This is a genomic window from Streptomonospora arabica (assembly GCF_039531585.1).
Lineage (GTDB): Bacteria > Actinomycetota > Actinomycetes > Streptosporangiales > Streptosporangiaceae > Streptomonospora > Streptomonospora halophila.
In genome coordinates this window covers 283,209-309,677 of record NZ_BAAAQI010000006.1, presented here as the reverse complement: position 1 = coordinate 309,677, position 26,469 = coordinate 283,209, and the positions used below count along the sequence as shown (strand labels likewise).

The 26,469-nt window shown below is 75.5% G+C and carries 25 protein-coding genes and 1 pseudogene; 15 read left to right on the top strand and 11 right to left on the bottom strand.

The window, feature by feature from the left end:
• Positions 1-24 precede the first annotated feature (24 nt).
• Positions 25-1,395, bottom strand: a complete 1,371-nt coding sequence (locus ABD284_RS13355; protein WP_386699691.1) for an ABC transporter substrate-binding protein — start codon at positions 1,393-1,395, stop codon at positions 25-27.
• 36 nt (positions 1,396-1,431) lie between these two features.
• Entirely contained in the window at positions 1,432-2,433 is a 1,002-nt protein-coding gene (locus ABD284_RS13350; RefSeq protein ID WP_344143234.1) for an alcohol dehydrogenase catalytic domain-containing protein, read from the bottom strand.
• 245 nt (positions 2,434-2,678) lie between these two features.
• Here ABD284_RS13350 and ABD284_RS13345 point away from each other — a divergent pair, with 245 nt between their 5' ends.
• On the top strand, positions 2,679-3,602 hold the full coding sequence (locus ABD284_RS13345; protein ID WP_344143273.1) for a sugar-binding transcriptional regulator: 924 nt from the start codon (positions 2,679-2,681) through the stop codon (positions 3,600-3,602).
• A gap of 52 nt (positions 3,603-3,654) precedes the next feature.
• Here ABD284_RS13345 and ABD284_RS13340 read toward each other — a convergent pair whose 3' ends face one another.
• A complete protein-coding gene (locus ABD284_RS13340) occupies positions 3,655-4,602 on the bottom strand; it encodes a sulfite exporter TauE/SafE family protein (RefSeq protein ID WP_344143232.1) in 948 nt (315 codons plus the stop codon).
• A 213-nt stretch (positions 4,603-4,815) separates the two neighbouring features.
• Between ABD284_RS13340 and ABD284_RS13335 the strand changes: the two genes are divergently transcribed.
• Together ABD284_RS13335 and ABD284_RS13330 are read left to right on the top strand one after the other, a co-directional pair.
• A complete protein-coding gene (locus ABD284_RS13335) occupies positions 4,816-6,312 on the top strand; it encodes a carboxyl transferase domain-containing protein (protein WP_344143231.1) in 1,497 nt (498 codons plus the stop codon).
• A 150-nt stretch (positions 6,313-6,462) separates the two neighbouring features.
• Positions 6,463-7,659, top strand: a complete 1,197-nt coding sequence (locus ABD284_RS13330; protein ID WP_344143229.1) for a CaiB/BaiF CoA transferase family protein — start codon at positions 6,463-6,465, stop codon at positions 7,657-7,659.
• 80 nt (positions 7,660-7,739) lie between these two features.
• Here the strand turns inward: ABD284_RS13330 and ABD284_RS13325 are convergent, their stop codons facing one another.
• Together ABD284_RS13325 and ABD284_RS13320 are read right to left on the bottom strand one after the other, a co-directional pair.
• The gene (locus tag ABD284_RS13325; protein WP_344143228.1) at positions 7,740-7,964 is read right to left on the bottom strand and encodes a hypothetical protein; all 225 of its coding nucleotides are present in this window, start codon (positions 7,962-7,964) and stop codon (positions 7,740-7,742) included.
• 73 nt (positions 7,965-8,037) lie between these two features.
• Positions 8,038-8,811: pseudogene (locus ABD284_RS13320) on the bottom strand (glycoside hydrolase family 3 protein); the annotation flags it as partial.
• A gap of 165 nt (positions 8,812-8,976) precedes the next feature.
• On the opposite strand from ABD284_RS13320, the gene ABD284_RS13315 reads away from it, so the two are divergent.
• Complete coding sequence (locus ABD284_RS13315; RefSeq protein WP_344143227.1) at positions 8,977-9,657, top strand: TetR/AcrR family transcriptional regulator; 681 nt, start codon at positions 8,977-8,979, stop codon at positions 9,655-9,657.
• 11 nt (positions 9,658-9,668) lie between these two features.
• The gene (locus ABD284_RS13310) at positions 9,669-11,726 is read left to right on the top strand and encodes a tetratricopeptide repeat protein (RefSeq protein ID WP_344143226.1); all 2,058 of its coding nucleotides are present in this window, start codon (positions 9,669-9,671) and stop codon (positions 11,724-11,726) included.
• A 22-nt stretch (positions 11,727-11,748) separates the two neighbouring features.
• Here the strand turns inward: ABD284_RS13310 and ABD284_RS13305 are convergent, their stop codons facing one another.
• Positions 11,749-11,949, bottom strand: coding sequence for a DUF397 domain-containing protein (locus ABD284_RS13305; protein WP_344143225.1), 201 nt, complete (start codon positions 11,947-11,949; stop codon positions 11,749-11,751).
• A gap of 146 nt (positions 11,950-12,095) precedes the next feature.
• On the opposite strand from ABD284_RS13305, the gene ABD284_RS13300 reads away from it, so the two are divergent.
• From ABD284_RS13300 to mmuM, 3 genes are all read left to right on the top strand, one after another.
• Positions 12,096-12,743, top strand: a complete 648-nt coding sequence (locus ABD284_RS13300) for a ThuA domain-containing protein (RefSeq protein ID WP_344143224.1) — start codon at positions 12,096-12,098, stop codon at positions 12,741-12,743.
• Between the two features lie 56 nt (positions 12,744-12,799).
• Entirely contained in the window at positions 12,800-13,648 is an 849-nt protein-coding gene (locus tag ABD284_RS13295) for an urea carboxylase-associated family protein (RefSeq protein ID WP_344143223.1), read from the top strand.
• A gap of 87 nt (positions 13,649-13,735) precedes the next feature.
• The gene (gene mmuM / locus ABD284_RS13290; protein WP_344143222.1) at positions 13,736-14,626 is read left to right on the top strand and encodes a homocysteine S-methyltransferase; all 891 of its coding nucleotides are present in this window, start codon (positions 13,736-13,738) and stop codon (positions 14,624-14,626) included.
• Positions 14,627-14,672: 46 nt separating this feature from the next.
• Here the strand turns inward: mmuM and ABD284_RS13285 are convergent, their stop codons facing one another.
• Positions 14,673-15,338, bottom strand: coding sequence for a sulfotransferase family protein (locus tag ABD284_RS13285; RefSeq protein ID WP_344143220.1), 666 nt, complete (start codon positions 15,336-15,338; stop codon positions 14,673-14,675).
• 306 nt (positions 15,339-15,644) lie between these two features.
• Here ABD284_RS13285 and ABD284_RS13280 point away from each other — a divergent pair, with 306 nt between their 5' ends.
• The 3 genes from ABD284_RS13280 to ABD284_RS13270 all read left to right on the top strand — a co-directional run bounded on the left by ABD284_RS13280 (position 15,645) and on the right by ABD284_RS13270 (position 17,381).
• Positions 15,645-16,283 (top strand): NAD(P)-dependent oxidoreductase, encoded by a 639-nt coding sequence (locus ABD284_RS13280; RefSeq protein ID WP_344143218.1) that lies wholly within the window; start codon positions 15,645-15,647, stop codon positions 16,281-16,283.
• A gap of 67 nt (positions 16,284-16,350) precedes the next feature.
• Positions 16,351-17,004: an endonuclease gene (locus tag ABD284_RS13275; RefSeq protein WP_344143217.1), complete on the top strand. Its 654-nt coding sequence runs from the start codon at positions 16,351-16,353 to the stop codon at positions 17,002-17,004.
• 95 nt (positions 17,005-17,099) lie between these two features.
• Positions 17,100-17,381 carry a DUF2277 domain-containing protein gene (locus tag ABD284_RS13270; RefSeq protein ID WP_344143215.1) on the top strand — a complete coding sequence of 94 codons (282 nt, stop codon included), beginning with the start codon at positions 17,100-17,102 and terminating at the stop codon, positions 17,379-17,381.
• A gap of 300 nt (positions 17,382-17,681) precedes the next feature.
• On the opposite strand, the gene ABD284_RS13265 is transcribed toward ABD284_RS13270, so the two are convergent.
• A complete protein-coding gene (locus tag ABD284_RS13265; RefSeq protein WP_344143213.1) occupies positions 17,682-18,890 on the bottom strand; it encodes a cytochrome P450 in 1,209 nt (402 codons plus the stop codon).
• A gap of 363 nt (positions 18,891-19,253) precedes the next feature.
• Between ABD284_RS13265 and ABD284_RS13260 the strand changes: the two genes are divergently transcribed.
• The 3 genes from ABD284_RS13260 (at position 19,254) to ABD284_RS13250 (ending at position 21,437) form a co-directional block, all read left to right on the top strand.
• A complete protein-coding gene (locus tag ABD284_RS13260) occupies positions 19,254-20,222 on the top strand; it encodes an ABC transporter ATP-binding protein (protein ID WP_344143210.1) in 969 nt (322 codons plus the stop codon).
• A complete protein-coding gene (locus tag ABD284_RS13255) occupies positions 20,219-21,073 on the top strand; it encodes an ABC transporter permease (protein ID WP_344143209.1) in 855 nt (284 codons plus the stop codon). Before ABD284_RS13260 ends, ABD284_RS13255 begins: the two co-directional genes overlap by 4 nt.
• 151 nt (positions 21,074-21,224) lie before the next feature.
• Positions 21,225-21,437, top strand: a complete 213-nt coding sequence (locus ABD284_RS13250; RefSeq protein ID WP_344143272.1) for a helix-turn-helix transcriptional regulator — start codon at positions 21,225-21,227, stop codon at positions 21,435-21,437.
• Between the two features lie 431 nt (positions 21,438-21,868).
• Here the strand turns inward: ABD284_RS13250 and ABD284_RS13245 are convergent, their stop codons facing one another.
• Together ABD284_RS13245 and ABD284_RS13240 are read right to left on the bottom strand one after the other, a co-directional pair.
• Positions 21,869-23,206: a Dyp-type peroxidase gene (locus ABD284_RS13245; RefSeq protein ID WP_344143208.1), complete on the bottom strand. Its 1,338-nt coding sequence runs from the start codon at positions 23,204-23,206 to the stop codon at positions 21,869-21,871.
• Between the two features lie 265 nt (positions 23,207-23,471).
• Positions 23,472-24,125, bottom strand: a complete 654-nt coding sequence (locus tag ABD284_RS13240) for an SCO family protein (RefSeq protein WP_344143207.1) — start codon at positions 24,123-24,125, stop codon at positions 23,472-23,474.
• A gap of 491 nt (positions 24,126-24,616) precedes the next feature.
• Between ABD284_RS13240 and ABD284_RS13235 the strand changes: the two genes are divergently transcribed.
• Positions 24,617-25,801: a low temperature requirement protein A gene (locus ABD284_RS13235; RefSeq protein ID WP_344143206.1), complete on the top strand. Its 1,185-nt coding sequence runs from the start codon at positions 24,617-24,619 to the stop codon at positions 25,799-25,801.
• Between the two features lie 27 nt (positions 25,802-25,828).
• Here the strand turns inward: ABD284_RS13235 and ABD284_RS13230 are convergent, their stop codons facing one another.
• Positions 25,829-26,368 (bottom strand): DUF1697 domain-containing protein, encoded by a 540-nt coding sequence (locus ABD284_RS13230; protein WP_344143205.1) that lies wholly within the window; start codon positions 26,366-26,368, stop codon positions 25,829-25,831.
• Positions 26,369-26,469 lie beyond the last annotated feature (101 nt).

Genomic DNA, 26,469 nt, shown 5'->3' with positions numbered 1-26,469 from the left:
CCCGCCGGCGGCGTCGTGGAATGCTCACTGTGCCTCCTTGTAGCTGTCGCCGACCGACTGCGCGTACTGCTGGCTCTGCGCCAGCGCCTCGTCGACGCTGATCTGCCCGGCGATCGCCGCGCTGAGCTGCTGGCTCACCCGCGTGCCCAAGTCCTGGAACTCGGGGATGGCCAGGAACCCGATGCCGGTGTAGGGCACGGGCCGGGTGCCCGGGTTCTTGGGGTCGGCGTTCTCGATGCCTTCGCGCATCGGTTCGGCGTAGGCCGACGCGGCCTCCTGGTACTCGGGGTTCTCGAAGGTCGAGACCCGGCTGCCCGGCGGAACGCGCTGCCAGCCGTACTCCTCGCCGACCATGCGGATGTACTCCTTGTCGGTCATCCAGGACAGGAAGTCCCAGGCGGCGTCCTTGTGCTGCGAGGAGGCGGGGATGGCCAGCGACCAGGTGTAGAGCCAGCCGCCGTAGCCGGTCTTCTGCACGGGCGCGGGGGCGTACCCGCTCTTGCCGACGACCTTGCTGGACTCGGGGTCCTCCACGGTGCTGACCATGGCCGTCGCGTCGTACCACATGGCGGCGTTGCCCTGGCTGTAGTGGGTCAGGCAGTCGCCGAACCCGCTGTTGGCCGCGCCGGGCTGGCCGTGCTCGCGCACCAGGTCCACGTAGAATTCCGCGGTGCGGCGGAACTCGGGCGAGGTGAGCTGGGCGTTCCAGTCGCGGTCGTACCAGCGCCCGCCGAAGGTGTTGAGCATGCTGTTGAAGGGCGCGAGCACCTCGCCCCAGCCGGGCAGGCCGCGCAGGCAGATCCCGGCGACGCCCTCCTCGACGCCGTCGAGCTCCGCCGCCAGGTCGGCGACCTCCGACCAGGTGGGGTTCTCCGGCATCTCGACGCCGGCCTTCTCGAACAGGTCCTTGCGGTAGGCCAGGAACGACGACTCGCCGTAGAAGGGCACCGAGTACATGTCGCCCTGGTAGGAGAGGTCCTCGCGGATCGGCTCCAGGAAGTCCTCGTCGTCGTAGCCCTCGGTGGCGTCGATGTGCGGCTGCAGGTTGGCCAGCCACCCGTTCTCGGCCCACATGCGGGTCTCGTAGTTGCTGATCATCACCGCGTCGAACTCGCCGCCGCCGGCGGCGATGGAGGTGGTGATCTTGGCGCGGGCCTCGTTCTCCGGCAGCGTGACGAAGCGCAGGTTGACGTCGGGGTGCTCGCGCGCGAAGTCCGCGCGCAGCGAGATGGCGTCCTCCATCTGGGGGTTGGACACGATGGCCACGACCAGCGTGGTGCCGTCGCCGCCCGCGGCGACGGCACCCGCGCCCGCGCAGCCCGATACCAGTGACACTGCGGCGCCTGCGGCGCCCAGTGCCGCGAGCCGCCCGGGGCGGCGTTTCGTGCTCGGCAACGGGTTCTCCTTCTCCACGGTCGAAACTCCGTCTCGTCAGGCCGAGGCGGTGGGCAGGACCTGCACCTTCACACCGGCTCCCGAGCGCATCAGGTCGAGTGCCCCCGGGAACTCGGCCAGCGGCAGGGCGTGGGTGAGCAGCTCGTCCGTGCGCACCCGGCCCGCGGCCAGCAGGTCCAGCGCGGCGCCGTAGCTGTGCAGCACGGCCATGGAGCCGACCACGGTGATCTCGTCGTTGTACATGCGAAACGGCGACAGCGAGACGCGGGCGTCGTCCGGCGCCACGCCGAAGACCAGCAGGCGCCCGCCGCGGCGCAGCGCCCAGAACGCGGCCTCGATCGCCGCGGGAGCGCCGGTGGCGTCGGCCGCGGCGTCGAAGCGCTCGTCGCCGAGGTCGGCGGTGTCCGCGGCGGTGGCGGCGGCGCCCAGCGCCTTGGCCAGCTTCAGCCGCTCGGTGTTGCGGTCGACGACGGTGACCTGCGCGCCGCCCTGCTGCAGGAGCTGCTGCAGCAGCAGGCCCATGGTGCCCGCGCCGAGCAGAAGGAAGCGCTCTCCGGTGTGCACGCCGATGCGTCGCACGCCGTGCACGGCGCATGACAGCGGCTCGATCAGCGCGGCCTCGCGGTCGCCGACGTGCTCGGGCAGGCGGTGGCAGTTGACGGCGGGGGCCGCCACGTACTCGGCGAAGGCGCCGTCGACGGTGTCGCCGATGGCGCCCCAGTTGGCGCACAGGTTGCCGCGCCCGGCCCGGCAGTACTCGCAGTACCCGCAGAACAGGGAGGGGTCCACGGCCACCCGGTCGCCCTCGCGCAGCCCGCCCGGGGCCTGCGGGCCCACGGCCACCACTTCGCCGGCGAACTCGTGGCCGGGCACCAGCGGGTAGGGGCTGGGCGGGAACTCGCCGTCGGCGATGTGCAGGTCGGTGCCGCAGATGCCGCAGGCTCCCACACGCAGCACCACGCCGTCGGCCGCGGGAGTCGGATCGGGCCGTTCCCCCACGGTGACGCTTCCCGGACGTTCGATGATCGCTGCGCGCACTGCCGCTCCTCGTTCACGGACGGTGGGTGTGCGTGATCCGGCACACCGATGGTTGTCTCGCTCACCTGAGCGTTACGATGCTCATGTGATGAAGGACATTCAAAACCCATCCGAAATGCCGTGTCAACGTATGCTTAACGAATGAGCGGAGTAGTGATCAGGTGAGCAGGGTGGCGAGCACCGAGGGCGAGGGCGGCGCCGCGGCGCCCCAGCAGCGGAAATCACCGTTCAAGGGGCCCGCCGAACTGGTGCTGGTCTCCACCGTCGCGCGCCGGTTCTACCTGGACGGGCGCTCGAAGGTGGAGATCGCCGAGGAGTTCGGCGTGAGTCGCTTCAAAGTCGCCCGCGCACTCGACACCGCGCGGGAGAGCGGGATCGTGCGGATCTCCATCCGGGTGCCCGCCCGGATCGACCCCGACCTCTCCGACCGGTTGCGCGCGGCCTTCGGGCTGGAGCGCGCCATCGTCGTCGACGGCTCCGAGGACCCGGCCGAGACCCACCGCCAGCTCGGCGCGGTGGCCGCCGACCTGCTGGCCGAGATCGTCGAGGACGACGACGTGCTCGGGTTCGCCTGGGGGCGCACGGTCAACGCCGTCGGCGCCGAGCTGACCCGGCTGGCCCACTGCACGACGGTGCAGCTGGGCGGCGTGGTCTCGCACCGCACCTACGGCGAGGACGCCAGCGAGGGATCGGTCGAGTCGGTGCGGCGGGCGGCCCAGCTCTCCGGCGGCTCCGCCTATCCCATCTACGCGCCGCTGATCCTGCCCGATGCGACCACCGCCCGCGCGCTGCGCTCCGACCCGGGCATCGCGGGGGCGCTGGCCCGCTTCGACCGGCTGACCAAGGCGGTGGTCTCCATCGGCGGCTGGGACGAGCAGAGCTCCACGGTGTACTCGTGCCTGGATCCCGGCCCCCGCGAGGAGCTGCGCGAAAGGGGCGTGCGCGCCGAGATCTCCGCGCAGCTGTTCGACTCCGAGGGGACCCGGGTGCACAGCGAGCTCGACGAGCGGGTACTGGCCATCACCGACGCCCAGCTCGCGCGCGTGCCCGATGTGATCGCGGTGGCCGGCGGCCCCGGCAAGACCGAGGCCATCGGCGTGGTGCTGCGCAGCGGGCTGATATCGACTCTGGTCACCGACGCGGACACGGCACAGGAGCTGCTGGGCTGAGGGCCGCCGCCGGTGCTTAGAACGGCATCGGGCCCGGCCCGGACGCGCGCCGCTACTCGGCCGCGCCGGCCCGGGCGCGGCCGGGCCCGCCGGCGGCGTCCGCCGGGGAGCCGGGCGCCGGGGCGCCTTCGGGAGCGCGCTCGGCCAGGTGCGCACGCACCGACCAGGCGACCGCCGCCGCCCAGGCCGCGGCCAGTGCGACGTAGACCGCGGTGAGGGCGCCCGGCGCCGCCTCGGGCCACACCGCCTCCAGCAGGCTGCGGGTGTTGGTCAGCACGATGAGGCCGCCTACGGCCGAGCCGAGCACCCGCGGCGGCACCCGCCGCACGATCCACGCCGCGACGGGGGCCGCCACGACGCCGCCGATCAGCAGGCCGCCCGCCCAGAGGGGGTTGATCCCCGCACCGCCGAGCCCGACGAAAAACCCGGCGCTGGCGGCGAGGGCGACGATGAACTCGCTGGTGTCGATCGAGCCGATCACCTTGCGGGGCTCGATGCGCCCGCCGGCCAGCAGCGCCGGCGTGCCCACCGGCCCCCAGCCGCCACCGCCGGTGGCGTCGAGGAACCCGCCGGCCAGGCCCAGCGGCACCAGGAGGCGCCGTCGGACCGGCGTGCCCAGCCGGGCGCGCGAGAGCGGCCAGAGCGTGAATCGCACGAGCACATAGGCGCCCAGCACCAGCAGCACGACCGACATGAGCGGCGCCGCGGCCGCGGTGGACAGCCCGCTGAGGAAGGTCGCCCCGGCGAACGCGCCGATCGCCCCGGGCAGGGCGATGCGACGGACCACCCGCCAGTCGACGTTGCCCAGCCGCCAGTGCGCGGCGCCCGAGGCCAGGGTGGTGCCGATCTCGGCCAGGTGCACCGTCGCCGAGGCGGCCGCGGGCGTGGTGCCCGCGGCCAGCATCAGGGTGGTGGAGGTGACGCCGTAGGCCATCCCCAGGCTGCCGTCGACGAGTTGGGCCAGCAGCCCGACGAGGGCGAAGATGACGAGTGTCTGCATGCCGTGCCGCTTCCCGGTGAGGAACCAGATTTTCCCTATAGGCTCAGTGGGATATTAACCCCGTTTTTCCTACCGGGCAATAGGGGAATTGGGGGCGCCGGGCCGCCGCGCCGCCTCCCGCCGCTGACGCCTCGGACGGGCCGCGGCTAGAGTCGATCACCCGGCCGTGCGCGGCCGGGGCGGCGACCGGCCGCGACTGCCGACGGAGGTGCCATGGGCCGCGGGTACGGCGCGCACGAGCTGCTGGAGGCGACACTGGACGCCGGCTCGTTCCGCTCCTGGGACGGGCCGCCGCTGGACGTCGCGCCCGACCCCGGCTACGCCGCCGAGTTGGCCCGGGCCCGCGAGCGCAGCGGCTGCGACGAGGCCGTGGTCACCGGCGAGGGCCTGCTGCGCGGTCGCCGCGTCGCCGTCGTGGCCTGCGAGTTCGACTTCCTCGCCGGCTCGATCGGGGTCGCCGCGGCCGAGCGGCTGACATCCGCGGTCGAACGCGCCACCGCCGAGCGCCTCCCGCTGCTGGCCGCACCCGCCTCCGGGGGCACCCGCATGCAGGAGGGCACCGTCGCGTTCCTGACCATGGTAAAGATCTCCGCCGCCGTCGCGGCGCACAAGGCGGCCGGCCTGCCCTTCCTCGTCTACCTGCGCCACCCCACCACGGGCGGCGTCCTGGCCTCCTGGGGCTCCCAGGGCCACGTCACCGTCGCCGAACCGGGCGCGCTGATCGGCTTCCTCGGCCCCCGCGTCTACGAGCAGCTCTACGACCGGCCCTTCCCCGAGGGCGTGCAGTCGGCGGAGAACCTCCACCGCCGCGGCCTCGTCGACGCCGTGCTCGGCGCCGACGACCTGCCCGGCACCGCCGACCGCACCCTCAACGTGCTGCTCGCCCGCGCCGGCGCGCTGCCCGAGGAGCCCGCGGTCCCCGAGGAGCCGACCGCCGAGGTGCCCGCCTGGGAGTCGATCACCCGCTCCCGGCGCCCCGACCGCCCCGGCGTGCGCGAGCTGCTGCGGCGCGCGGCCGGCGACGTCGTCCCCCTCAAGGGCACCGGCGAGGGCGAGGCCGACCCCGGCCTGCTGCTGGCCCTGGCCCGCTTCGGCGGTGCGCCGTGCGTCCTGCTGGGCCAGGACCGCTCCCGGCAGACCAGCGACCACCCCCTCGGCCCGGCCGCGCTGCGCGAGGCCCGCCGCGGCATGCGCATCGCCGAGGAACTGGACCTTCCGCTGGTCACCGTCATCGACACGCCCGGCGCCGCGCTCTCCCGCGAGGCCGAGGAGCAGGGCCTGGCCGGGCAGATCTCCCGCTGCCTGGCGGAGCTGGTCACCCTGCGCGCGCCCACCCTGGCCGTGCTCATGGGCCAGGGCACCGGGGGAGGGGCGCTGGCCCTGGTACCGGCCGACCGCGTCGTCGGCGCGCAGCACGCCTGGCTGTCGCCGCTGCCGCCGGAGGGCGCGAGCGCCATCGTGCACCGCACCACCGATCGCGCCCCCGAACTCGCCGAACGGCAGGGGGTGAGCACGGCGCGGCTGCGCGCGAACGGCATCGTCGACCGCGTCGTGGCCGAGCGCCCCGACGCCGCCGACGAACCCGCGGCGTTCTGCGCCCGGATGGGCGCCGCGCTGCGCCACGAGCTCGCCGCACTGCTGCGCGCCGACCCCGACCGGCGCCTGGCGTGCCGCCACGCCCGCTACCGCCGCCTGGGCCTGCCCGGCTGAGCCGCGCCCGGTCGGCCCGGCGCCTCGCCGGGGGCCCCGCTGTGATCACGCGCACAGCGCGTCGGCACAATGACCAGACAACACCGGACACCACGCGGCGGCGCGACCGGCGCGGAGCAGTCGAAGGGGGCCCGTCCTGTGGCGGAGCGAGTGAGCACATCCCAGGGGCCGTTGAGCGGAATCGTGGTGGTCGACCTGTCGCGGGCCCTGGCCGGGCCGCACGCCGCCATGCTGCTGGGCGACCTCGGCGCGCGCGTGATCAAGGTCGAGCAGCCCGCGACCGGCGACGACACCCGCGGCTGGGGGCCTCCCTTCGCCGGGCCCGAGGACGAGCGGATCAGCACCTACTTCCTCTCCTGCAACCGCAACAAGGAGTCGGTCGAGCTGGACCTGAAGTCCGAGGACGGCGCCTCGGTGCTCACCCGCCTGGTGCGCGCCGCCGACGTGCTGGTGGAGAACTTCCGCCCCGGCGTGCTCGACCGCCTCGGGTTCTCCGCCGAGCGCCTGGCCGAGCTCAACCCGCGCCTGGTGCTGTGCTCCATCAGCGGCTTCGGCCACGACGGGCCTGAAGGCGGGCGCGCCGGCTACGACCAGATCGCCCAGGGCGAGGCCGGGCTGATGAGCCTCACCGGCCCCGGGCCCGAGGAGCCCACCAAGGTGGGTGTGCCCATCGGCGACCTCCTGGCCGGGATGAACGGCGCCTACGGCGTGCTCAGCGCCCTCTACGAGCGCGAGCGCACCGGCCGCGGCCGCGTGGTGCGCACCTCGCTGCTGTCCTCCATCGTGGGCGTGCACGCCTTTCAGGGCACCCGCTGGACCGTGGGCGGGGAGGTGCCCCGGGCGATCGGCAACCACCACCCCTCGATCGCCCCCTACGGCGCCTACACCTGCGCCGACGGCATGCTGCAGGTCGCGGTCGCCAGCCAGGGCCAGTGGTCGAAGTTCGCCGGGCTGCTGGGTATCGACGCCTCCGACCCCCGCTTCGCCGACAACGCCTCCCGGGTAGCCAACCGCCCGCAGCTCAACGAGGCCGTCGAGGCCGTGCTCGCCACCGCCCCCCGCGACACCTGGCTGGGGCGCATCGGCGCCATCGGCATCCCCTGCGGCGCCGTGCGCACCCTCGACCAGGTCTATGAGTGGGACCAGGTGCGCTCCCAGGGCCTGGTGGCCGAGGTGGAGCACCCGGTGCTGGGCCCCATCGAACTGCCGGGGTCCGCCGTGCGCTTCGCCGACGCCGGCGACCCCGCCTCCGAAACACCGCCCGACCACCGCCCGCCGCCCCGCCTCGGCGAGCACAACGCGTCCGTGCGCGCCTGGCTGGACACCCTCGACGGCTCCGGGGAGTAGGCCGCGGCGACACGCAGCCGGGGCGGGCCCCCGCGGGAACCCGCCCCGGCCACGGTGCCGATGCCGTCCTCGGCGCCGCCTCAGGTCTTCTGCTCCACCTCGACCCAGTCGACCTCGGCGCGCACGCCGCCCTGGGCGATGCGGTCCACGCTGGACTGCGGCAGCCCCCAGTAGGGCTCCTCGACCTGGTTGTGGCCCGCAGGATAGGCCCCGCCCAGCGCCAGGTTGAAGATCACGTACTGGTCGCCGTCGAAGACCCACTGGCCGCGGGTGGACTCCAGCTTCTGGCGCGTGGTCTTCTGCACGATGCGCCCGTCGACGCTGAACCGCATCACCTCGGGACGACTCGGCGACCTCGCCCGCGCGCACGGCCGCGACGAGCGCGTCGCGCCAGGGCCCCAGCGGCCCGGGCATCACCAGGTCGAGCCCCGCCGCGGCGGACTCGGCGGTGGTCGTGGCGGCCGACCAGTCGCTGACCACGACCCCGTCGAAGCCCAGCTCGCCCTTGAGCAGCCCGGTGAGCAGGCGGCGGTGTGCGGTCATCGGCGCGGCCTCGGTGCCGTCGTCGGCGCCGTTGTAGGCCGCCATCACCATCCACGCGCCGGCCCCGCACACCGCGTCCTCGAACGGCGGCAGGTAGACCTCGCGCAGGGTGCGCTCGTCGAGGCGGGCGAGGTAGGAGGTGCGCCGGTACTCGGTCTCGTTGCCGATGAAGTGCTTCACGCACGCGCCCACGCCCTCGCCCTGCAGCGCGCGGACGAAGGCGGCGCCCATGCGCCCGGTCAGCAGAGGGTCCTCGGAGAAGCACTCGAAGTGGCGGCCGCCTGCGGGGGAGCGCTGGAGGTTGACCACGGGCGCCAGGACCGCGTCCACCCCCTGGCGCCGCGCCTCGGCGGCGAAGAACCGGCCCACCCGCTCCATCAGGTCCTCGTCCCAGGCCGCGGCGATCCCGGTGGGGCTGGTCAGGCTCGCGGAGTGGTCGGCCTCGGTGCGTTCGCCGCCCCGCACGCCCGCGGGCCCGTCGGAGAGGGTGACGGGCAGCAGGCCGGCCGCCGGGGCGCCGTGCAGGACCCATGCGGTGCGGCCCGTCAGCAGGGCGACCTTGTCCTGGAGGCTGAGCGCGGCCACGCGGGCGAGCAGGTCGTGGTCCATGTGTCCTTGCCTTGTGATGTACGTCTCTACCGCCCGGACCTTACTTACTGAACATTCATTAAGCAAGACTCCCGTGAAACACTCGGATAGCGTGAACCCGGGCCCTCCACCCGCTCGGGCCGCCCCAGCAGGTCCCCCGCGTGCGAAGACCAGGAGTTGAGCAGCATGAGCGAGCCGGCGCAGCAGACCCCGGCGGCCACGCCGGGCAACACGCCGGGCAAGCGGGTCAACCGGCGCGAGGAGATCCTGCGGGCCGCCGCCGACGTCTTCGCCTCGCAGGGCTTCCACAACGCCTCGCTCGCCGACATCGCCGCCACGCTGGGCATCACGCCCGCCGGGGTGCTGCACCACTTCGGGTCCAAGACCGACCTGCTCACCGCCGTGCTGGAACTGCGCGACAGCGCCGACCCGCCGCCCAAGGGCCGGCGGTTCCTGGACCACCTGGTCGACACCGCCGAGCGCAACGCCGCCCGGCCCGGCACGACCCGGCTCTACGCCGTCCTCTCCGCCGAGAGCGTCACCGAGGGCCATCCCGCCCAGGACTGGTTCCGCCACCGCTACGCCGAGCTGCGCGCCGACGTCGAAGCGGCCGTCGTGGACCGGCTGGACCCCGGCGCCGCCGTCCCCGCCGCCGACGGCGTGCCCGAGGCCGCCCGCCCCACCCGCGAGGCCGCCGCGGCGATCCTCGCGGTCATGGACGGCCTCCAGGTCCAGTGGCTGCTGGACCCCGACGCCGTCGACATGGCCGCCGTCACCCGGCTGGTCGCCGACGCCCTGGTCACCCACCTCGCCGGCACCGGAGACGGGCCCGCCGCCGGCCCCGGCGCCGCCGACCGCACCGCCTGAGGCGCCGCCCGGTGCCCGAACCCACGCCCGAGACCCCCGCGCCCCGGCAGCCGCACCACAACACGGCAGCGCTCGCAGCCGTGCACGGCACCCTGCTGCAGGCCCGCGACATCCACGGCGGGATCCATCTGCACCCGCCCGCTCCCGCTGAAGCGCCCCCCGACGTCAGCCTCGACGCCCCCCGCCCGCCCGAGCCCCTGCGCGGGCGCGACGACCTGCTCGCCGAGCTCGAAACCGCCGCGGCCGAAGGCGCGGACCGCCCTGCCGTGCTCACCGGGCCGGGCGGTATCGGCAAGTCCGCCGTCGCCGCCGCTCTCGCCCGGCGCGCCGCCGACCGCGGCCGCGACGTGTTCTGGGTCCGGGCGGGCACCGTCGCCCCCGCCCTGCTGGAGGCGGCCGTCGAGGCCGGCGGCTCCCGCGCCGAGGCCGACCGGCTCGCGTCCTCGCCGCGGCGCGCCGCCCGCTGGGCCTGGCGGCACCTGGACGCCGCGCCGCGCCCCTGGCTGCTCGTGCTGGACAACGCCGACCGCCCCGACGAACTCGACCCCGACCACCGGCCCGGCGAGGGCCTGGGCTGGCTGCGCACCAGCCCCCGCGGAGGCGTCGTCGTCACCACCCGCATCGGCGACCCCGCCCTGTGGGAGCCCGCCCTGATCCGCGAGGTCGGCGAGCTCGCACCGGACGACGCCGCCGCCGTGCTGGCCGACCGGGCCGGCCCGGTCGGCGCCGCGGGCGCCCGCGGCCTCGCCGACCGCCTCGGCGGCATCCCCCTGGCCCTCACCCTGGCCGGCGGCGCCGCGGCCTCCCACCCCGCACTCTTCGCCGACCTCGGCGCGCTGGGGGAACACCTCTCGGCCTCGGTGCTGCGCGTGGACCGCCTCTCGCGCCCCCTCACCCACCCGGGCCGCCGGCCCCGCCGCAGCACACTCGCCGGCGTCTGGGAGGCCTCCATGGAGCTGCTGGACACCGCGCCGCACGCCCCTGGTCTGCTGCGGCTGCTGTCCGTCCTGGGCGCCGACGGCCTGGAGGTCCCGCTGCGGCGCCTGCCCCTGTCCCTGCTGCGCGGTGGCGACTGGGGCAGCGGCGGCGAGCCGCACAACGAACACCTCGACGAGACCGCGCTGGCCGCCGCGCTCAACGCGCTGGCCGTCCACGGCCTGGCGGCCCTGACGTCCGTCGGCGGCGAGCGCGCCCTGCGCATCCACCCGCTGATCGGCGAGACCACCCGCGAGGGGCTCGGCGACCGCGCCGCGCCCGTCGCCCGCACGGCCGCACTCCTCCTCGACCACCAGCGCGACCGCGACCCCGCGCTGGAGCGGGCCGCCCACCGCGCCCTGGTCGAGGTGTGCTCGGCCGCCCTGGGCCCGGACCACCCCGACACCATCGGCGCCGAGGTCGGCATCGCCCGCCGGCGCCTCCAGCGGGGCGACGCCTCCGGCGCTGCGGCGGAGCTGGCCGGACTCGCCCGGCGCGCCGCCGGCGCCCTCGGGGCCGACCACCCGGTCGGCCTGCGGGCCCTGCACCACCGCGGCGACGCCCTCATCGCCCTCGGCCGCCTCGACGAGGCCGACAGCCTGTTCCGCGACCTGCTCGCCGCCCGCACCCGCGCGCTGGGCCCCGACGCGCCGGATACCGACGAGGAGCGCCACCAACTCGCCACCGTCGCCCTGCGCAGGCACGATTGGGAGACCGCCGCCGCCGAGCTGGAGACCGTGCTCGCCCACCGCGCGAGCGACCGGGCCGCCGCTTCTCCGGGCGTGCTGTTCGCGCGCGTCAACCTCTGCTACGCACGGCTGCGCCAGGGCCGGCACGCCGCGGCCGAAGAGGGCCTCCGGCGCGTCATCGCCGAGTCCGGTGCGCAAGAGGGGACCGAGGAGCCCGCCGTCACCCTCGCGCGGCTCTACCTCGCCGTCAGCCGGATGGAGCGGGGCGAGGCCGGGCCCGCCGAGGAGGGCTTCGCCGACGCGCTGCGCCGCAGCGAGCACCGGCTCGGCGCCGACCACCCCGAGCTCGCCGAGATGCGCGCCCTGTTCGACGGCGCCCGCGCCGCCGGCGGCGCGCAGGGCTGAACCGGCGCCGCCGGGAGCCCGCTCAGCCGCCCTCGACCGGCGCGGCGGCGGCGCTCCAGCGCACGAACTCCGCCCATGCGCCGGGCGCGAACTCCAGCTGCGGCGGATTCGGCGTCGCCGAGTCCCGCACCCGCACCGAGTCCCCGGTGAACGCCGCCTCCACGCAGTTGCCCACCGCCGACGAGCGGCGGCTGCGCACCCATCCCGCCTGAGCGACCAGCACGGCGCCTCCCCGGATCCGCCACGCACCGCGGCCTTTGCCGCGCACCCCCGAGTGCACCACGCCCCGCCCCGCCCCGCAACGGCGCCGCCGGGCGCCGCGTGCCCGCCCCGCGGGGCCGTGACCGCCCGCGAGTAGCGTGTGGACACATGGAACGAGTACTCGTGTTCAGCCGCACCGCCGGATACCGCCACGACTCCATACCTGCCGGAATCCGCGCGGTCGAGGAGCTCGGCCGGAGCCGCGGGTTCGCGGTCGACGCCTCCGAGGACCCCGCCGCCTGCCACCGGTTGCACGGCTACAGCGCCGTGGTGTTCCTCAGCCCCTCCGGCGGCGTCCTGGACGAGACCGGACGGACCGCACTGGCCGACTACGTCTGCTCCGGCGGCGGCTTCTGCGGCGTCCACGCGGCCTCCACCGCCGAGCGCGACTGGCCTTTCTACGCCGAGCTCGTCGGCGCCCGCTTCACCCGCCACCCCGAGGTCCAGCCCGCGCGGGTGCGCGTCGAGGACGGCGACCACCCCGCCACCGCCCACCTGGGCGCGACCTGGACGCTCACCGACGAGTGGTACGACTTCGACCGCGACCCGCGCGCGGACGTGCGGGTCCTGCTCGCCGTCGACGAGGCCAGCTACCAGGGCGGGGGCATGGGCCCGGGCCACCCCGTCGCCTGGTGCCGCGGCGTCGGCGCGGGGCGCTCCTTCTACACGGCCCTGGGCCACCCCGCGTCCGCCTACGACGACCCGGGCTTCCGCGCCCACCTGCTCGGCGGTATACGCTATGCCGCCGCATGGTAACCGCTGGTCGCAGCGCACGGCGTCCGGAACCGAGCCGATCCGAAGGGAGAACGACGATGGCATCACCGCCCGCCGCCTACCAGGGGTCCGGCCCCGGAGGGGCCCTCGACGTGGACCGCGCCTTCTACGCGCGGTTGGCCGCCGCCGAGTGCGCGACCGCGGAGTCGTTCACCCTGCCCATCCGCTCCGGCCGCGCCTGGGAGGTGCCCGCCGGCCACCTGTGCCGGATCAGCACCCCTGAAGGCCCCCAGGTGGGCGATCTGAACATCTGGAACCGGCACGACCCCCGCGAGCGCCTGTGGGCCTCGCGCACCCGGCAGCTGCAGGCCGCCCACATCACCACCTACGACCGCCTGTGGTCCACGCTGCCCTTCCTGCGGCCGCTGGCCACCGTCACCGCCGACACCCTCGCCGACCACGGCACCGACGCCGACGGCGGCCGCGTCCACGACCTGCTGGGCACCCGCTGCGACCCCTACGTCAACCGGATGCTCACCGGCGGGGACTTCGACTTCCACTGCCACTCCAACCTCACCCGCGCGGTCATGCCCTACGGGCTCACCGAGTTCGACGTGCACGACGTCCTCAACGTCTTCCAGTGCACCGGGCTCAACGACGAGGACCGGTACTTCATGAAGGCCAGCCCCGCGCGGGCGGGCGACCACATCGCGTTCTTCGCCGAGACCGACCTGCTGATGGCGCTGTCGACCTGCCCCGGCGGCGACCTGTCGGTGGACCTGTGGGGCCCGAACGCCGGCGACCCGCTCCAGGTGTGCCGCCCGCTGGCCGTGGAGGTGCTGCGCCCGCCGGAGGAGCTGCTCGACGGCTGGTCGCCGCCGCGACGGGCCGACTACGCCGGCCTGCACGGCCTGCACCGGCCCCAGTGGGGCGCGGACGCCGGCTGAGCGGCGGCGCGGGCGCCCGTGGACGGTCCGACCGCGGAGGACCGGTTGGCCGCGGCCGGACCGCTCGACGCCGCATACGCTGGCGGTATGGACGCCCTGCCCGGCGAGCGGACGCTCGTGCTCGACGGCGGACTGGCCACGCGGCTGGAGGACCTCGGCTGCGACCTGCGCGACGAGCTGTGGTCGGCGCGGCTGCTGCACGACGACCCCGCCGTCCTCCGCCGCGCCCACCGCGACTTCTTCGCGGCCGGAGCCGACGTCGCCATCACCGCGTCCTACCAGGCCTCGGTCCCCGGGTTCACCGCCCGCGGGCTGAGCCGCGGCGAGGCCCGCGCCCTGATCGCCCGCTCGGTGGAGGTGGCCGCCCAGGCCCGCGACGAGGCCGGAGGCGGGATCGTCGCGGCCTCCGTCGGGCCCTACGGCGCCGCCCGTGCCGACGGATCGGAGTACACCGGCGACTACGGCCCGCGGGCGGGCACCGCCGACGCGCTGGCCGACTGGCACCGCGAACGCTGGCACCTGCTCGCCGAAAGCGGCGCCGACCTGCTCGCCTGCGAGACCCTGCCCTCCTGCACCGAGGCGCAGGCCCTCGTCCGGCTGCTGGCGGAGACCCCCGGTGTGCGCGCGTGGTTCAGCTTCAGCTGCCGCGACGGCGAGCGCATCAGCGACGGCACGCCGCTGGCCGAATGCGCCGCCCTGCTGGCCGGACACGACCAGGTGGTGGCCGTCGGCGCCAACTGCACCGCGCCGCGCCACATCCCCGAGCTGGTCAGCGGGGTCCGGGGCGTGCCCGCGGTCGCCTACCCCAACTCCGGCGAGATCTGGGATGCCGGCGCCCGCACCTGGCGCGGCGCCCGGGACCCCGCGGCGTTCGGCGCGGCGGCCCGGGAATGGCGGCGCGCCGGCGCGCGGCTGATCGGCGGGTGCTGCCGCACCACACCCGAGCACGTCCGCCGGATCCGCGCGCACCTGGACTGAGCGCCCGGTCCCGCCGAGCCGGGGACTGCGGGCGCGTGCGCCGCCCTCAGCCGAAGGGCGGCGCCACGTCCCCGCCCGCCCGGACCTCGCCCATCACCCGGTGCATCACCCCGGTCTCGTTGAGGTGGGGGAACGGGGTGGCGGGCTCGTCGGCGCCCAGGAACCCGCACAGCGGCCCCCAGCCCTGGCCGAGGCGGTAGACCAGCAGCCGCTCGGCGGGCACCGCCTCGACGACCTCGGCGCGGTGCCGCTCGAACGCCGCGAGCGCCTGCTCCCGACCGGGGACGCCGGCCGCCTCGCCGAAGAGCGAGCTCCAAATCGGGTGCAGGATCTCAAAGAGCTCCGCCTCCCGCGGGCCGGCGGAGGTCCCCGCGAGCATCCCCTCGGCCATCCGGAAGATCGTCGCGGACATGCTCGCGTACCAGCGGCGCGGGTCGCGGTCGGTCAGCACCACCTTCGCCCGGGGGTAGGCCGCCGCGAGCTCGCGCCAGAAGTGGGAGAACGGCCAGTCCACGCCCGCCCGGTACCCCCGCACGACGGAGTCCCAGTCGACCGGCTCGGCCTCGAGCGCGTGCTGCCACCGGGAGAGGTGCCCGGGATGGGAGAGCAGCTCGAACATGTGGTAGCAGGGACCGTAGCCGAGCTGCTCCAGCGCCGCCTTCATCGAGCTGGTTCCGGTGCGGGGCAGCCCCGCACCGATGATCTGGACCATCGTCCGCCCTTTCCGTCCTGTCGGGGTTTCGCGCAGTCGTCCTTCCCGCCGGGCCCGCGCCCGGACGGTGCCGCACCGGCCGGATCGGGCCGCCGCGAACAGGTCTGGGCCGGGCCGGGGGAGGGTAGCCGCGGCCGGTGCGGCCTCCGCGGTCCGGACGGCTACCGGCGACGGTGCCGGGTAGCGGAACCAGCGCGAGCAACGACGAGGGAGTTCCGCCCGCACGCGCAGGGGCCCGGCGCGGCGCCCGGTCCGCGTCCGCGCCGGGCCCCGCCGCGGGCGCCGATGACGAAAGGCAGGCCCGCCATGGCCAACATCGCCGTTTTCGGAGCGAGCGGGATGATCGGATCCCGCGTGGTCGACGAGGCCCTCGCACGCGGCCACGGGGTCACCGCGCTGGCACGCGACCGCACGCGCCTGCCGCACAAGGGCGAGCGGCTCGCCGTCGCGACCGCCGACGTGCTCGACCCGGGCGACGTGACCGCGGCGGCGCGCGGCCAGGACGTCCTGGTCAGCGCCGTGGGCGGCGACGGCCACCGCAGCGTCGTCGAGCCCGCGGCCCGCACGATCGTCGAGGCGCTGCGCAATCTGGAGGACCGGCCCCGGTTCATCATGGTCGGCGGCGCGGGAAGCCTGGAGGCCGCCCCGGGCAAGCGGGTGTGGGACACCCCCGGGCTGCCCGAGGACGTCCTGGCGACCATGCACGCCCACGGCGAGGCCCTGGAGTTCCTGCGCGGCGTCACCGACGTCGGCTGGACCAACATCAGTCCGCCGGCGGTCGTCGAGCCGGGCGAGCGCACCGGCGGCTACCGCACCGACACCCACCGGCTGGTCGCCGACGCCCAGGGCACCAGCCGCATCAGCGCCGAGGACTACGCCGTGGCGCTCGTCGACGAGATCGAGTCGCCCCGGCACCCCGACGAGCGCTTCACCGTGGGCAACTGAGCGATCCGGCGCCGCCCGGCCGGGCCGCCGGAGGCCGCAGGGCACCGACGTCAAGGAGGAGGCCGCCATGGCCGCCAAACGCGAGAAGGACATCGCACGACAGGTGATCAGCGAGGCCGGGGGCACGATGGCCCGCGAGGCCGGTATCCGCCTGGCGGACCGGCCGGCGCCGCTGTGGCAGCTGCTGGTACTGGCCAACCTGGCCTCGGCGCGCATTTCGGCCGACATCGCCGCGGCCGCCGCGCGGGAGCTGAACGAGGCGGGCGGCACCACGCCCGACGGCATGGCCCGGCTCACCTGGCAGCAGCGCGTGGACGCGCTGGGGCGCGGCAGCTACGTCCGCTACGACGAGAGCACCGCGACGAGGCTGGGCGACTGCGCCGAACTCGCACGTGAGCGCTACGGCGGCGACCTGCGCCGGATCGCCGAGGAGGCGGAGGGCAGCCGCACCCGCCTGGCCAAGGCGCTGCAGGAGTTCAAGGGGGTGGGGCCCACGGGCTCCGACATCTTCTGCCGCGAGGTGCAGCACGTGTGGCCGTGGCTGCGGCCCTACGTCGACAAGCTCGTCCGCAAGGGCGCCGCCCGCGTCGGGCTGCCCGACGACGGCGGCGCGCTGGCCGAGCTGGTCGGCGGCGACGAACTGGCCTCCCTCTGCGCGGGCCTGGTGCGCGTCGCCCGCCGGGACGACCTGGCCGAGCGGGTGGCGCCGCAGGCGGCCTGACCTGCTCCGGCACCCCGTCGCGGCGAGGCGGGCGCGCCGGAGCGGCCGCCTCGCCACAAGCGGCGAATGTCGGCGGCGCGGCGTAGCGTGGAGGCATGTGCCGCAACATCCACCGCCTGTACAACTACGAACCGCCCGCCACCGAGGACGAGGTCCGCGAGGCCGCGCTGCAGTACGTCCGCAAGATCAGCGGCAGTACGCACCCCTCGGCCGCCAACCGCGCGGCGTTCGACCGCGCCGTCGAGGCGGTGGCCGCCGCCACCGGCGAGCTGCTGGGGTCGCTGACCACCACCGCACCGCCGCGCTCGCGCGAGGAGGACGCCGCCCGCGCCCGCGAGCGCGCCCGGTCCCGCTACGGCGACGCGGCGTCGGCCTGAGGTACCGCCGCCGATCGGCGGTCGCCCGGCGGGCGGTCCCGGTTGCGGGTCGCGCACGGGTGGCGAGGCGCTCGCGGGGGCGCCGCCGTCGTGCTTACGCGCGCCCGGATCGGGCGAGCGGACGCCGGGGCCGCGCCCGGTGGCGCCGGCGGCGCGCTGACGCACCGCGCCGCGCGGGTCGTGCGCCGCCGCGACCGGTTCAGCATGCGCGCCCACGCGGTTTCCGGGGTGCCGGGCACGTGCGGCGACGATCGCGGCCGTCCTCCGCAACGCCCGGCCCTCATGCGCCGGGCGCTCCGCTCACCACCGCACGTCCAGGCGCTCGGGGGAGCGGTGGATCATGGTGGGCAGCATGCTGATCCGCGCGTGGGGATCGATTCGCGCCCCGGGCAGCCGCCGGGTCAGCTCGTGCAGGACCGCGCTCAGCTGCGCGCGGGCCAGGCGCGCGCCCGGGCAGGCGTGGACGCCGTGCCCGAACCCCAGGTGGCGCTGCGGGCTCCGGGTGATGTCGAGGCGGTCGGGCCGGGCGAACTGCGCGGGGTCGCGGTTGGCCGCACCGAAGGAGACGAACAGGACGGCGCCCTCCGGCAGCGCCGTACCGCCCAGGACCGTCTCGCGCACGGCTCGGCGGCGGAACCCCTGGATGGGGGAGTCGAAGCGGGCGCACTCCTCGACCGCGTCGGGGATCAGCCCGGGGTCCTCGCACAGCGCCTCCCACTGCTCGCGCCGGCGCAGCAGGTGCAGCAGCATCGAGGCCATCAGCGCACTGGTGGTCAGGTGCCCGGCCAGCAGCAGGTTCTGCAGCGACGAGACGCACTCGCCGCTCTGCTCGCGGGTGAGCTCCTGCGCACCGGGAGCCAGCGCCTGGACGAAGGCCGTGATGAGGTCGTCGCGGGGCTCGGCGTGGCGGCTGCGCACGTAATCCTCCATCCGGCGCTGCAGCCGTGCGATCTCCTCCGCGGCCGCGACCTGGCCGCCGGTGTCCAAAGGGCGAAACGCCAGGTCGGTCGCGAGGTAGCCGCCGCGCACGACCGCCGGGACGTCGCCGGGGTCCAGGCCCATCAGGTGCCCGATCACCTCGCCGGGCAGCCGTCGTGCGAGCCGCTCCACCAGGTCGGCGCCCCCGTCGGCGGCGAGGCCGTCCACGAGCCGGGCGGTGCGCTCGCGGATGAACTCCTCTGCCGCGTCGACGCGGGCCGCCGAGAGGCCGCGCGTGTGCGGCGCGCGGTAGCGGCGGTGCGCCGGTCCGTCGGAGGAGAGGACCACGCCGCCGGCTCCGGCGCCCTCGGCCAAAGCCGCCCGCGCCTCGGGCCCGGGGACGGCGTCGGGGCGCAGCGCTCCCGCCGAGGAGAAGTCGTCGGGGCGGGCCAGCGCCTCGCGGACGTCTGCGAAGCGCGCCACCAGCCACGCGTCCAGCTCGGGGACGAAGGTGAGCCCGGGCTCTCGGCGGGCCCTGGCGTAGTGGGGGTAGGGGTCGCGCTGGAAGGCGTCGAGCGCGGCGAAGTCCATGCGTCCTCACCTTTCTTCTGGGAGTCGGTCCCTGACCGCCGGGTGGGTCGGCAGGACCCCGGCGGCGCCGGGCTCGGCTGGTCTGCGTTCGCCGCGGGCAGGGCTGAAGCGGACGGGCCGCCCGGCGCTCCGCGACGCGTCGGCATCGGGGGTCTCCTTGCGGCGGCGGGCTGGGGGCGGTCTCGCTGCGGCGATGATGGCCGAGCAGCACGGCCCCGGCAAGCGCGCCGCCGTCTCGGCGGTGCGCGTGCGCCTCGTCTGCCGCCGGAGAACCCCTCACCTGCAGGTTCTCGTACACCTTGGCAATTATGTAGTAGGAGTGCTATAAACAGTAGTCGTCGATATATGGGAGATAGGAGTTATATGGCCATGGTGGACGAGGACACGCGCGCCGAGGCGCCGTCCGGCGCCCTTGGCGGCGCCGCCGCCATCGAGGTGTCGGGACTGCGGATGCGCTACGGCGACCACGACGTGCTCTGCGGTGTGGACCTGCGCGCCCGCCGCGGCGAGGTCGTCGTGGTGCTGGGGCCCAACGGCGCGGGCAAGACCACCACGGTGGAGATCCTGGAGGGCTTCCGGGCGCGCTCGGCCGGCGAGGTCGCCGTGCTCGGCGCCGACCCCGCTACCGGCGACGAGCGCTGGCGCGCCCGGCTGGGCGTGGTCATGCAGTCCTGGCGCGACCACGGCCGCTGGCGGGTCGACGAACTGCTCGCGCACGTCGCCCGCTTCTACGCCCCCTACTCCGAGCCCGGCCGGGTCCGGCCGCGCCCCGTCGACGAGCTGCTGGAGACCGTCGGGCTGACCGACTGCGCGCGCCGCAGGATCAACACGCTCTCCGGCGGCCAGCGGCGCCGCCTCGACGTCGCCATCGGCATCGTCGGCCGCCCCGAGGTGCTGTTCCTGGACGAGCCCACCGCCGGGTTCGACCCCGAGGCCCGCCGCGACTTCCACGACCTCGTCCACGGACTGGCCGACGAGGACACCACGGTCCTGTTGACCACCCACGATCTCGACGAAGCCGAGAAGCTGGCCGACCGCATCCTCATCCTGGCCGGCGGCCGGGTGGTGGCCCAGGGGACCGCCGACCAGCTCGCCGCCCAGGTGCCCGCCGACGCGGAGGTCAAGTGGACCCGCGGCGGGCAGCGGTTCGTGCACTCCACCCCCGACGCCACCGCTTTCCTGCGCGGACTGCTGGCCGATTCCGGCGACGAGGTCGCCGGAATCGAAGTCCGCCGCGCCAGCCTGGAGGACGCCTACATGACCCTGGTACACCGGCACGAGACCGGCGACGCCCGCGCGGCCGCCTCGGCGTTCGCGGAGGAGGTCCGATGAACACCCCCGCCCTGACCGCCCTGCGCGCCGGGCTCGCCCGCGGCGTGACCGAGTTCCGCCACTCGATGACCAGCAAGGACGACCTGCTCAGCCACGTCGGCATGATCGTCGTCTTCGTGGCGGTGTCGCTGATGATGCGCGGCCGGCACGTCGCCGGCACCGACGTGCCCATCGCCAACATGTGGATGCCGGGCTTGATGGGCCTCACCGTGAGCATCAGCGGGGTGCTGACCGTCGCCTCGCTGCTGGCGACCGAGCGCGAGGACGGCACGCTGCTGCGGGCCAAGGCCGTGCCCAAGGGGATGGTCGGCTACCTGGTGGGCAAGGCGGTGCACATCGTGCTGGTCACCGCTTCGCTCGTCGCCGTGCTGGTCGTCCTGGCGACGCTGCTCCTGGACGGCTTCACCATGGGCGGCCCGGTCGGCTGGGCGACGGTCGCCTGGGTCACGGTCCTGGGGCTGCTCGCGACGGCTCCGCTGGGCGCGGTCGCGGGCTCGCTCATCACCAGTCCGCGGGCGGTGATGTCGGTGCTCATGCTCCCGTTCATGGCGGTGATGGGCATCTCCGGCGTGTTCTACCAGGCCGGCTCCCTGCCCGAGTGGATGCAGTGGATCGCCCAGGCCCTGCCCCTGTACTGGATCGCGCTCGGCATGCGCTCGGCGTTCTTGCCGGACTCGATGCTGGTCGTGGAGATCGTCCAGTCCTGGCGCCTGGACCAGGCCGCCCTGGTGCTCGCCGCGTGGGCGGTCGCGGGGTTCCTGGTGGCCGTGCCCGTCCTGCGCCGCATGGCCCGGCGCCAGTCCGGCGCCCGCGTCGAAGCCGGCCGCCGAAGGGCGATGCAGCGTGGCTGAGGTGCGCGGCACCGAGGAGTCTGCGGTGCCGGGGGCGGCGGAGGATCGGGCCGCGGAGAAGGCCCCCGCAGACGAGCCCGCCGGCGGCCGCGCCGGCCGGCGCAGCGGTGGCGGAGGGCGCGCCGGCGGGGGAGGGGCCGAGCCCGAGCGCATCCACAACCGCATCGCCGTCCTGCGCGCCGAACGCGGCGTCTCGCGGCGCCGGCTCGCCGACGCACTCGGTGTGCACTACCAGACCGTGGGCTACCTGGAGCGCGGGGAGTACAACCCCAGCCTGCACCTGGCGCTGCGCATCGCCAGGTACTTCGAGGTCCCCGTCGAGGTCGTCTTCTCCACCGAACCGTTCCCCCGCATCGGAGACTGACGCCGGCCCGGCCCCGCTCTGTCGGCGCGGGGCCGGGGGCAGGCGGCCCCACGCGGGAGGAACGCACGAAACCATCCGAGCCCGCCGCCCGCGGGCGGCGGGGCGGCTGCCCGTCGATGGGCGTTTCCGGGTTCTGGGGAACCGGGGGTGACGGCGCGATGCGGTCTCGTGTGGCGGTCTTCTCGACCGGTTCAAGGCTGGAAGCGGCTGGGTGGCGTGTGGCGGGTCGGGGGCCGCCTTTGGCGGCGGCGCCCGGGTGGCTGGGGGTTGCCCGGGTTCGGCCGAGCGTGTGTAAGAGCGCGTCTTCCCTGGATCGGGGAGGCCGCGCCCGTGCGCGGCGGGCTCGGGCGGCGCGACGCCGGCCGGGCGTGATGCCGGCTCCCGCCCTCGGACGGGGCGCGTGCAGCGCGCCGGGGGGCCTCGGCGCGCGCCTACGCCTCCAGCAGGTCCTGGCCGAGGTAGCCGCCGTTGCGCGCCGCCGGGGGCACGGCGAACAGGGCGCTGCCCTCGTGGCGGGTGTACTCGTTGAGCGCGTCGCCCGCGTCGGCCAGGTTCCGCTGGACCGCCGCGAAACCGCGGGCCGGGTCGGCCTGCCAGGCCATGAACAGCAGGCCCGCGTCGCGGGTGCCGTCGCCGCGCCAGCCCTCGTCGAAGCTGTAGCCGCGGCGCAGCATGCGGGCGCCCAGGTTGTTCTGCGGACTGGCCAGCCGGATGTGGGCGTGCTCGGGGATGCGGGGCCGGCCCTCGGCGTCCCTGGCGGTGAGGTCCACCTCGGCTCCGGCGCGCTGCTGCCCGAGCGGTGCGCCGGTAGGCAGGTCGCGGCCGATCACACGCTCACGGTGGCCGACGTCCTCGCCGAACCAGTCGTCCAGCAGCATCCGGATGCGGCGGACGACCAGGTAGCTGCCGCCCGCCATCCACTCGGGCCCGGCGCCCCGGCCCACCTGCACGGTCCGCTGGAGCAGCGGGCTTTCCGGCGCGGGGTTGTTGGTCCCGTCGATCTGGCCCATCAGGTTGCGGGGCGTGGCGCCCGGGTCCTCGGCGGCTGCGGCGGTGCGCCGGAACCCGCGCACCGACCAGCGCACGCGCACGCGTCCGCCCGCCCGGCCCAGCAGGTGCTGCACGGCCGCTGCGGCCACCACCGGGTCCTCCGCGCCGACCTGCAGCAGCAGGTCGCCGCCGCACCACTCCTCGCGCAGCGCGTCGGTGGAGAACGACGGCAGCTCGGCCATCGCCTCGGGCCGGGCGTCCTGCAGGCCGGCGGCCGCGAGCAGGGACGCGCCGAGGCCCGCGGTCACGCCCAGCGACGCCGGCAGCAGACCGGCCGAGGGGGCACCGGGCAGCGCGGCGGCCGGACCTTCCTCGTGCAGCCGGTCGGCGGCCGCGGTCCAGGCGCGCAGCACCTCCGCCGCCCGCTCGCGGGTGTCGGCGGCCGAGGAGCCGCCCTCGCCGCCCGAGCCCGCCAGGTCGAGCGCGAGCACGTGCGCGAAGGCCGGCGGCGTGCCGGTGATCCCGGTCTGGAGGCGGCCGGGACCGCCGTCGGGGGCGTGCGCGCCGGACATCCGCAGCCGCGGCGGCGTCCCGGTGTCGGCGGCGGTGTCCGCGCGTGGCGACAGCACCTCGCCCGCACCCAGACCGGTCCCGGCGCCGATGAGCGCCGCGGCGCCCACGCGCGCGAGCAGCCCGCGCCGCGAGACGCCGGACCGCGGGTCCTCCTTCGGCGCTTCCTGCGGCGCACCGGCGTCCTGCCCGGACTCGCCCTCGCTCATCGCCTGCTGTGCTCCTCGCCTGCGGCTGCTCGTCTCCGCCGCCCGCCACCGGCCGGCCGTGCTCCACCGCCGGGGCGCCGACCCCGTTCCCGGTTCCGCCGCCGGCAACTCCGTGGTCCCGGGACGACGCCCGCGTCCGCCGGAAGCGCTCCAGTGCCGCACGCGTCCTGAGCCGGTGCCACGATCCCGCCACCCGTCAAGGCAACGGCAAGACCGACACCACCTCGAAGGCGCCGTTGGCGGCAGAGAGATTGACCGAGCGAACTCACAGCCGCTCCTCGGCCAGCTCGGGCAGCACGTCGGTCATCCTCTCGGGCGGGGTCCCCTCGTCGAAGAAGCCCACGGCCGCGCCCTCGCCGTCGAGTACGGCCACGCGGCCGCCGTGGCTGACCTGGTAGTCGCCGTCGGTCCTCTTCGGCTTCTCGACCGGGATGCCGTAGGCCTCGGCGGCCGCGACGACCTCGTCGATGGGGCCGCGTACGCCGGTGAACTCCGGGTTGAACGAGTCGAGCCAGCCGCGCAGCTGCTCACCGGTGTCGCGCTCGGGATCGGTGCTGACCATCACGACGTCGAACTTCTCGGCCGTGCCGCCCATCCGCTGCAGCGCGGCGTCGATGTCGGCCATGGTGGTGGGGCACACGTCCGGGCAGCTGGTGTAGCCGAAGTAGAGCAGCGTGAGCCGGTTCTCGGCGACGTCGCCGAACGCCCACGGTTCGCCCTCGGCGGTGGAGAACTCGTACTGCGGCGCGGGCATCGCGCTCTCGGCGACCTCCATGAAGGGGCCCTCGCGCTGCTGGGTGCCCTGCGTGCCCTGCGCCTGCTCGCCCGTGCCGCAGCCCGCGGCCGCGAGCACGGCCGCCGCCACCGCCACCGCCGCCCCGAGCCCGGCGCGGCCGACGCCGCGCTGCCGCTCACTCATCGTCGAGCACAACCCCTCTACCGTCTGACCCTCGATCGGCGCCGCGGGACGCACACACCCGCCCCGCCGGCACTGCCGCGCCCCGGCAGCCGCGCATCGCCGCACCCGCCCCGAAGGCGGCGGACGAGCGCCGCACCCGTGCGCAGAACCGGCGAAACCGCAGCGCAGCGCGTTCCGCCGGAGCGGATCCGCGTGCACGCGCGCCTCGGAGGCGACGCTACCGCCGCCGTCGGGCACCGGCGATCCGGGGTCGGTCTCCGCTCCGCGCCCGCGACCGGAGGCCCGCCACGCACGAGAGCGTCACCGGGGCGCCTTCCCGCGGGGCCGCGGAGCGCCGCCGCGCGGGCAGGCGCGCCCGGTACGGAACGGCGGGGGAGCGGTACACCGCGTCGGCGCCCCGCGGGCGGCTCCCGGTCGCCGGAGTGGTCAGCGCCCGGCGACACGGTCCGCGGACCGTGCGAACCCGCCGACGAGACACCACCATGGACGCCATGACCGCAGAATCCGCCGCACCCCCCTGGCGCGGAGTCGCCCGCCACGCCGACCGCCGCTCCGAAGTGGGACCCGTCGAGCTCTTCTTCGACCTCGTCTACGTCTTCGCGATCATCCAGCTCTCGCACGTGCTCATCGACCACCTCAGCTGGCACGGCTTCGCCGAGACCGCGGTCGTCTTCGCCGCGGTGTGGTGGGGGTGGAACTACACCGCGTGGGCGATGAACTGGCTGAACCCCTCCAACACGGCGGTCCAGCTGCTCAACGCCGTGCTGATGCTGGCGTCGCTGGGCATGGCCGTGGCCATCCCCTACGCCTTCGGCGACGCGGGACTGCTGTTCGCCGGCTGCTTCGTGTTCATGGGGATCCTGCGCCCGGTGTTCATGATCCTGGCGTTCAAGGGCGGGCAGACGGCGTCCAACTACCGGGCACTGCTGAGTTGGTCCGCGCTGGCCGGCGTCGTCTGGATCGCCGGCGCGCTGCTGCCGCCGGACGTGCGGCTGTGGGTGTGGCTGCTGGCGGTGGCGATCGACTACGCGGCGCCGCTGGTGGACTTCACGATCCCCGGCGTGGTCAGGGCGCCGATGGAACGCTGGGACACCGATCCCGGCCACCTCGCCGAGCGCAACCGGCTGGTCTTCATCATCGCCCTGGGCGAGTCCATCCTGCTGATGGGCGGCGCCCTGGCCGACGAGGGGGTGGTCGACGCGGGCAACCTGCTCAGCCTGCTGCTGGGCTTCGCCGGGCTCACGGTGCTGTGGTGGAACTACTTCGCACTGGCCGGCCACGACGTCACCGCGGGCCAGGGCGGCACGGGAGCGCTGCGCTTCGCGTTCGCCTACGCCCACGCGCTCATGGTCCTCGGCGCCATCGTGGTCGCGGTGTCCATGGAGCTGCGGCTCACCCACGACCACCTCACCCCCGGCCTCGCGCTCGTGGCGGTCGGCGGGCCGCTGATCTACCTGGCGGGCAACCTGCTGTTCCTGCGCTCCCGCTTCGGCCGGATCGCCCGCTCCCGCTTCATCGCCGCCGCGCTGCTCGCGGTGATCGGCGCCGTCGCCGCGGTCTGGCACGACCACCTGCCCGTCGCCGCGGTCACCCTGCCGGTCCTGGTGGTGATGGCGTCGCTGGCGGTACTCACGGCGCGTTCGCGCTCGGCCGCCGGGGCCCGGTCCTCCGGCTGAGCCCGCCGCGCCGCCTCGGGCGGGGGCTCAGGCGGGGGCGCCGCGGGCGAGCTCCAGCAGCCGGGTGGTGGTGTTCCAGTTGCGGACGGTGACCGGGGCGGGCAGGTAGCGGTCCAGGAGCGGCGTCAGCTTGGCCCGCCCCAGGCCGTCGGGGAAGTACAGATACACCTCGCGCTCGCCCGGAACCAGCTCCTCGGGCGCGTAGGCGGCGCTGTCGAGGGCCGCCAGGCGCTCCCGGTCGACGGGCGAGTCCAGGAACGCCACCGCGCACTTGGCCGGGTCGCGGACCGCGCACGGGACGGCGCCGACGACGCGCTGCAGGTCGGCGGCGCTGCGCACGACGACCGCGACCGCAAGCCCCAGCTCGTCGGCGAGCGCCCCCTCGATCGCGGCGCCGATCGCGCGGGGATCGGCGCCGTCGGCGCTGAAGACGGCGTTGCCGCTCTGCAGCAGCGTCGCCGTGTCCGTGTAGCCCAGCCCGCCCAGCAGCGCGCGCAGATCGGCCATGCGGACCTTGTTGCGCCCGCCCACGTTGATCCCCCGCAGCAGGGCCGCGTACCTGGCCACCGCGTCCTCCCGTTCTCGGCTCCCCGGGCCGCCCCGGCCGGCGGCGGAGGGGGCAGACTATCGACCGGCGGTGACGATCCGCCCCGCCCGCCCCGCCCCGC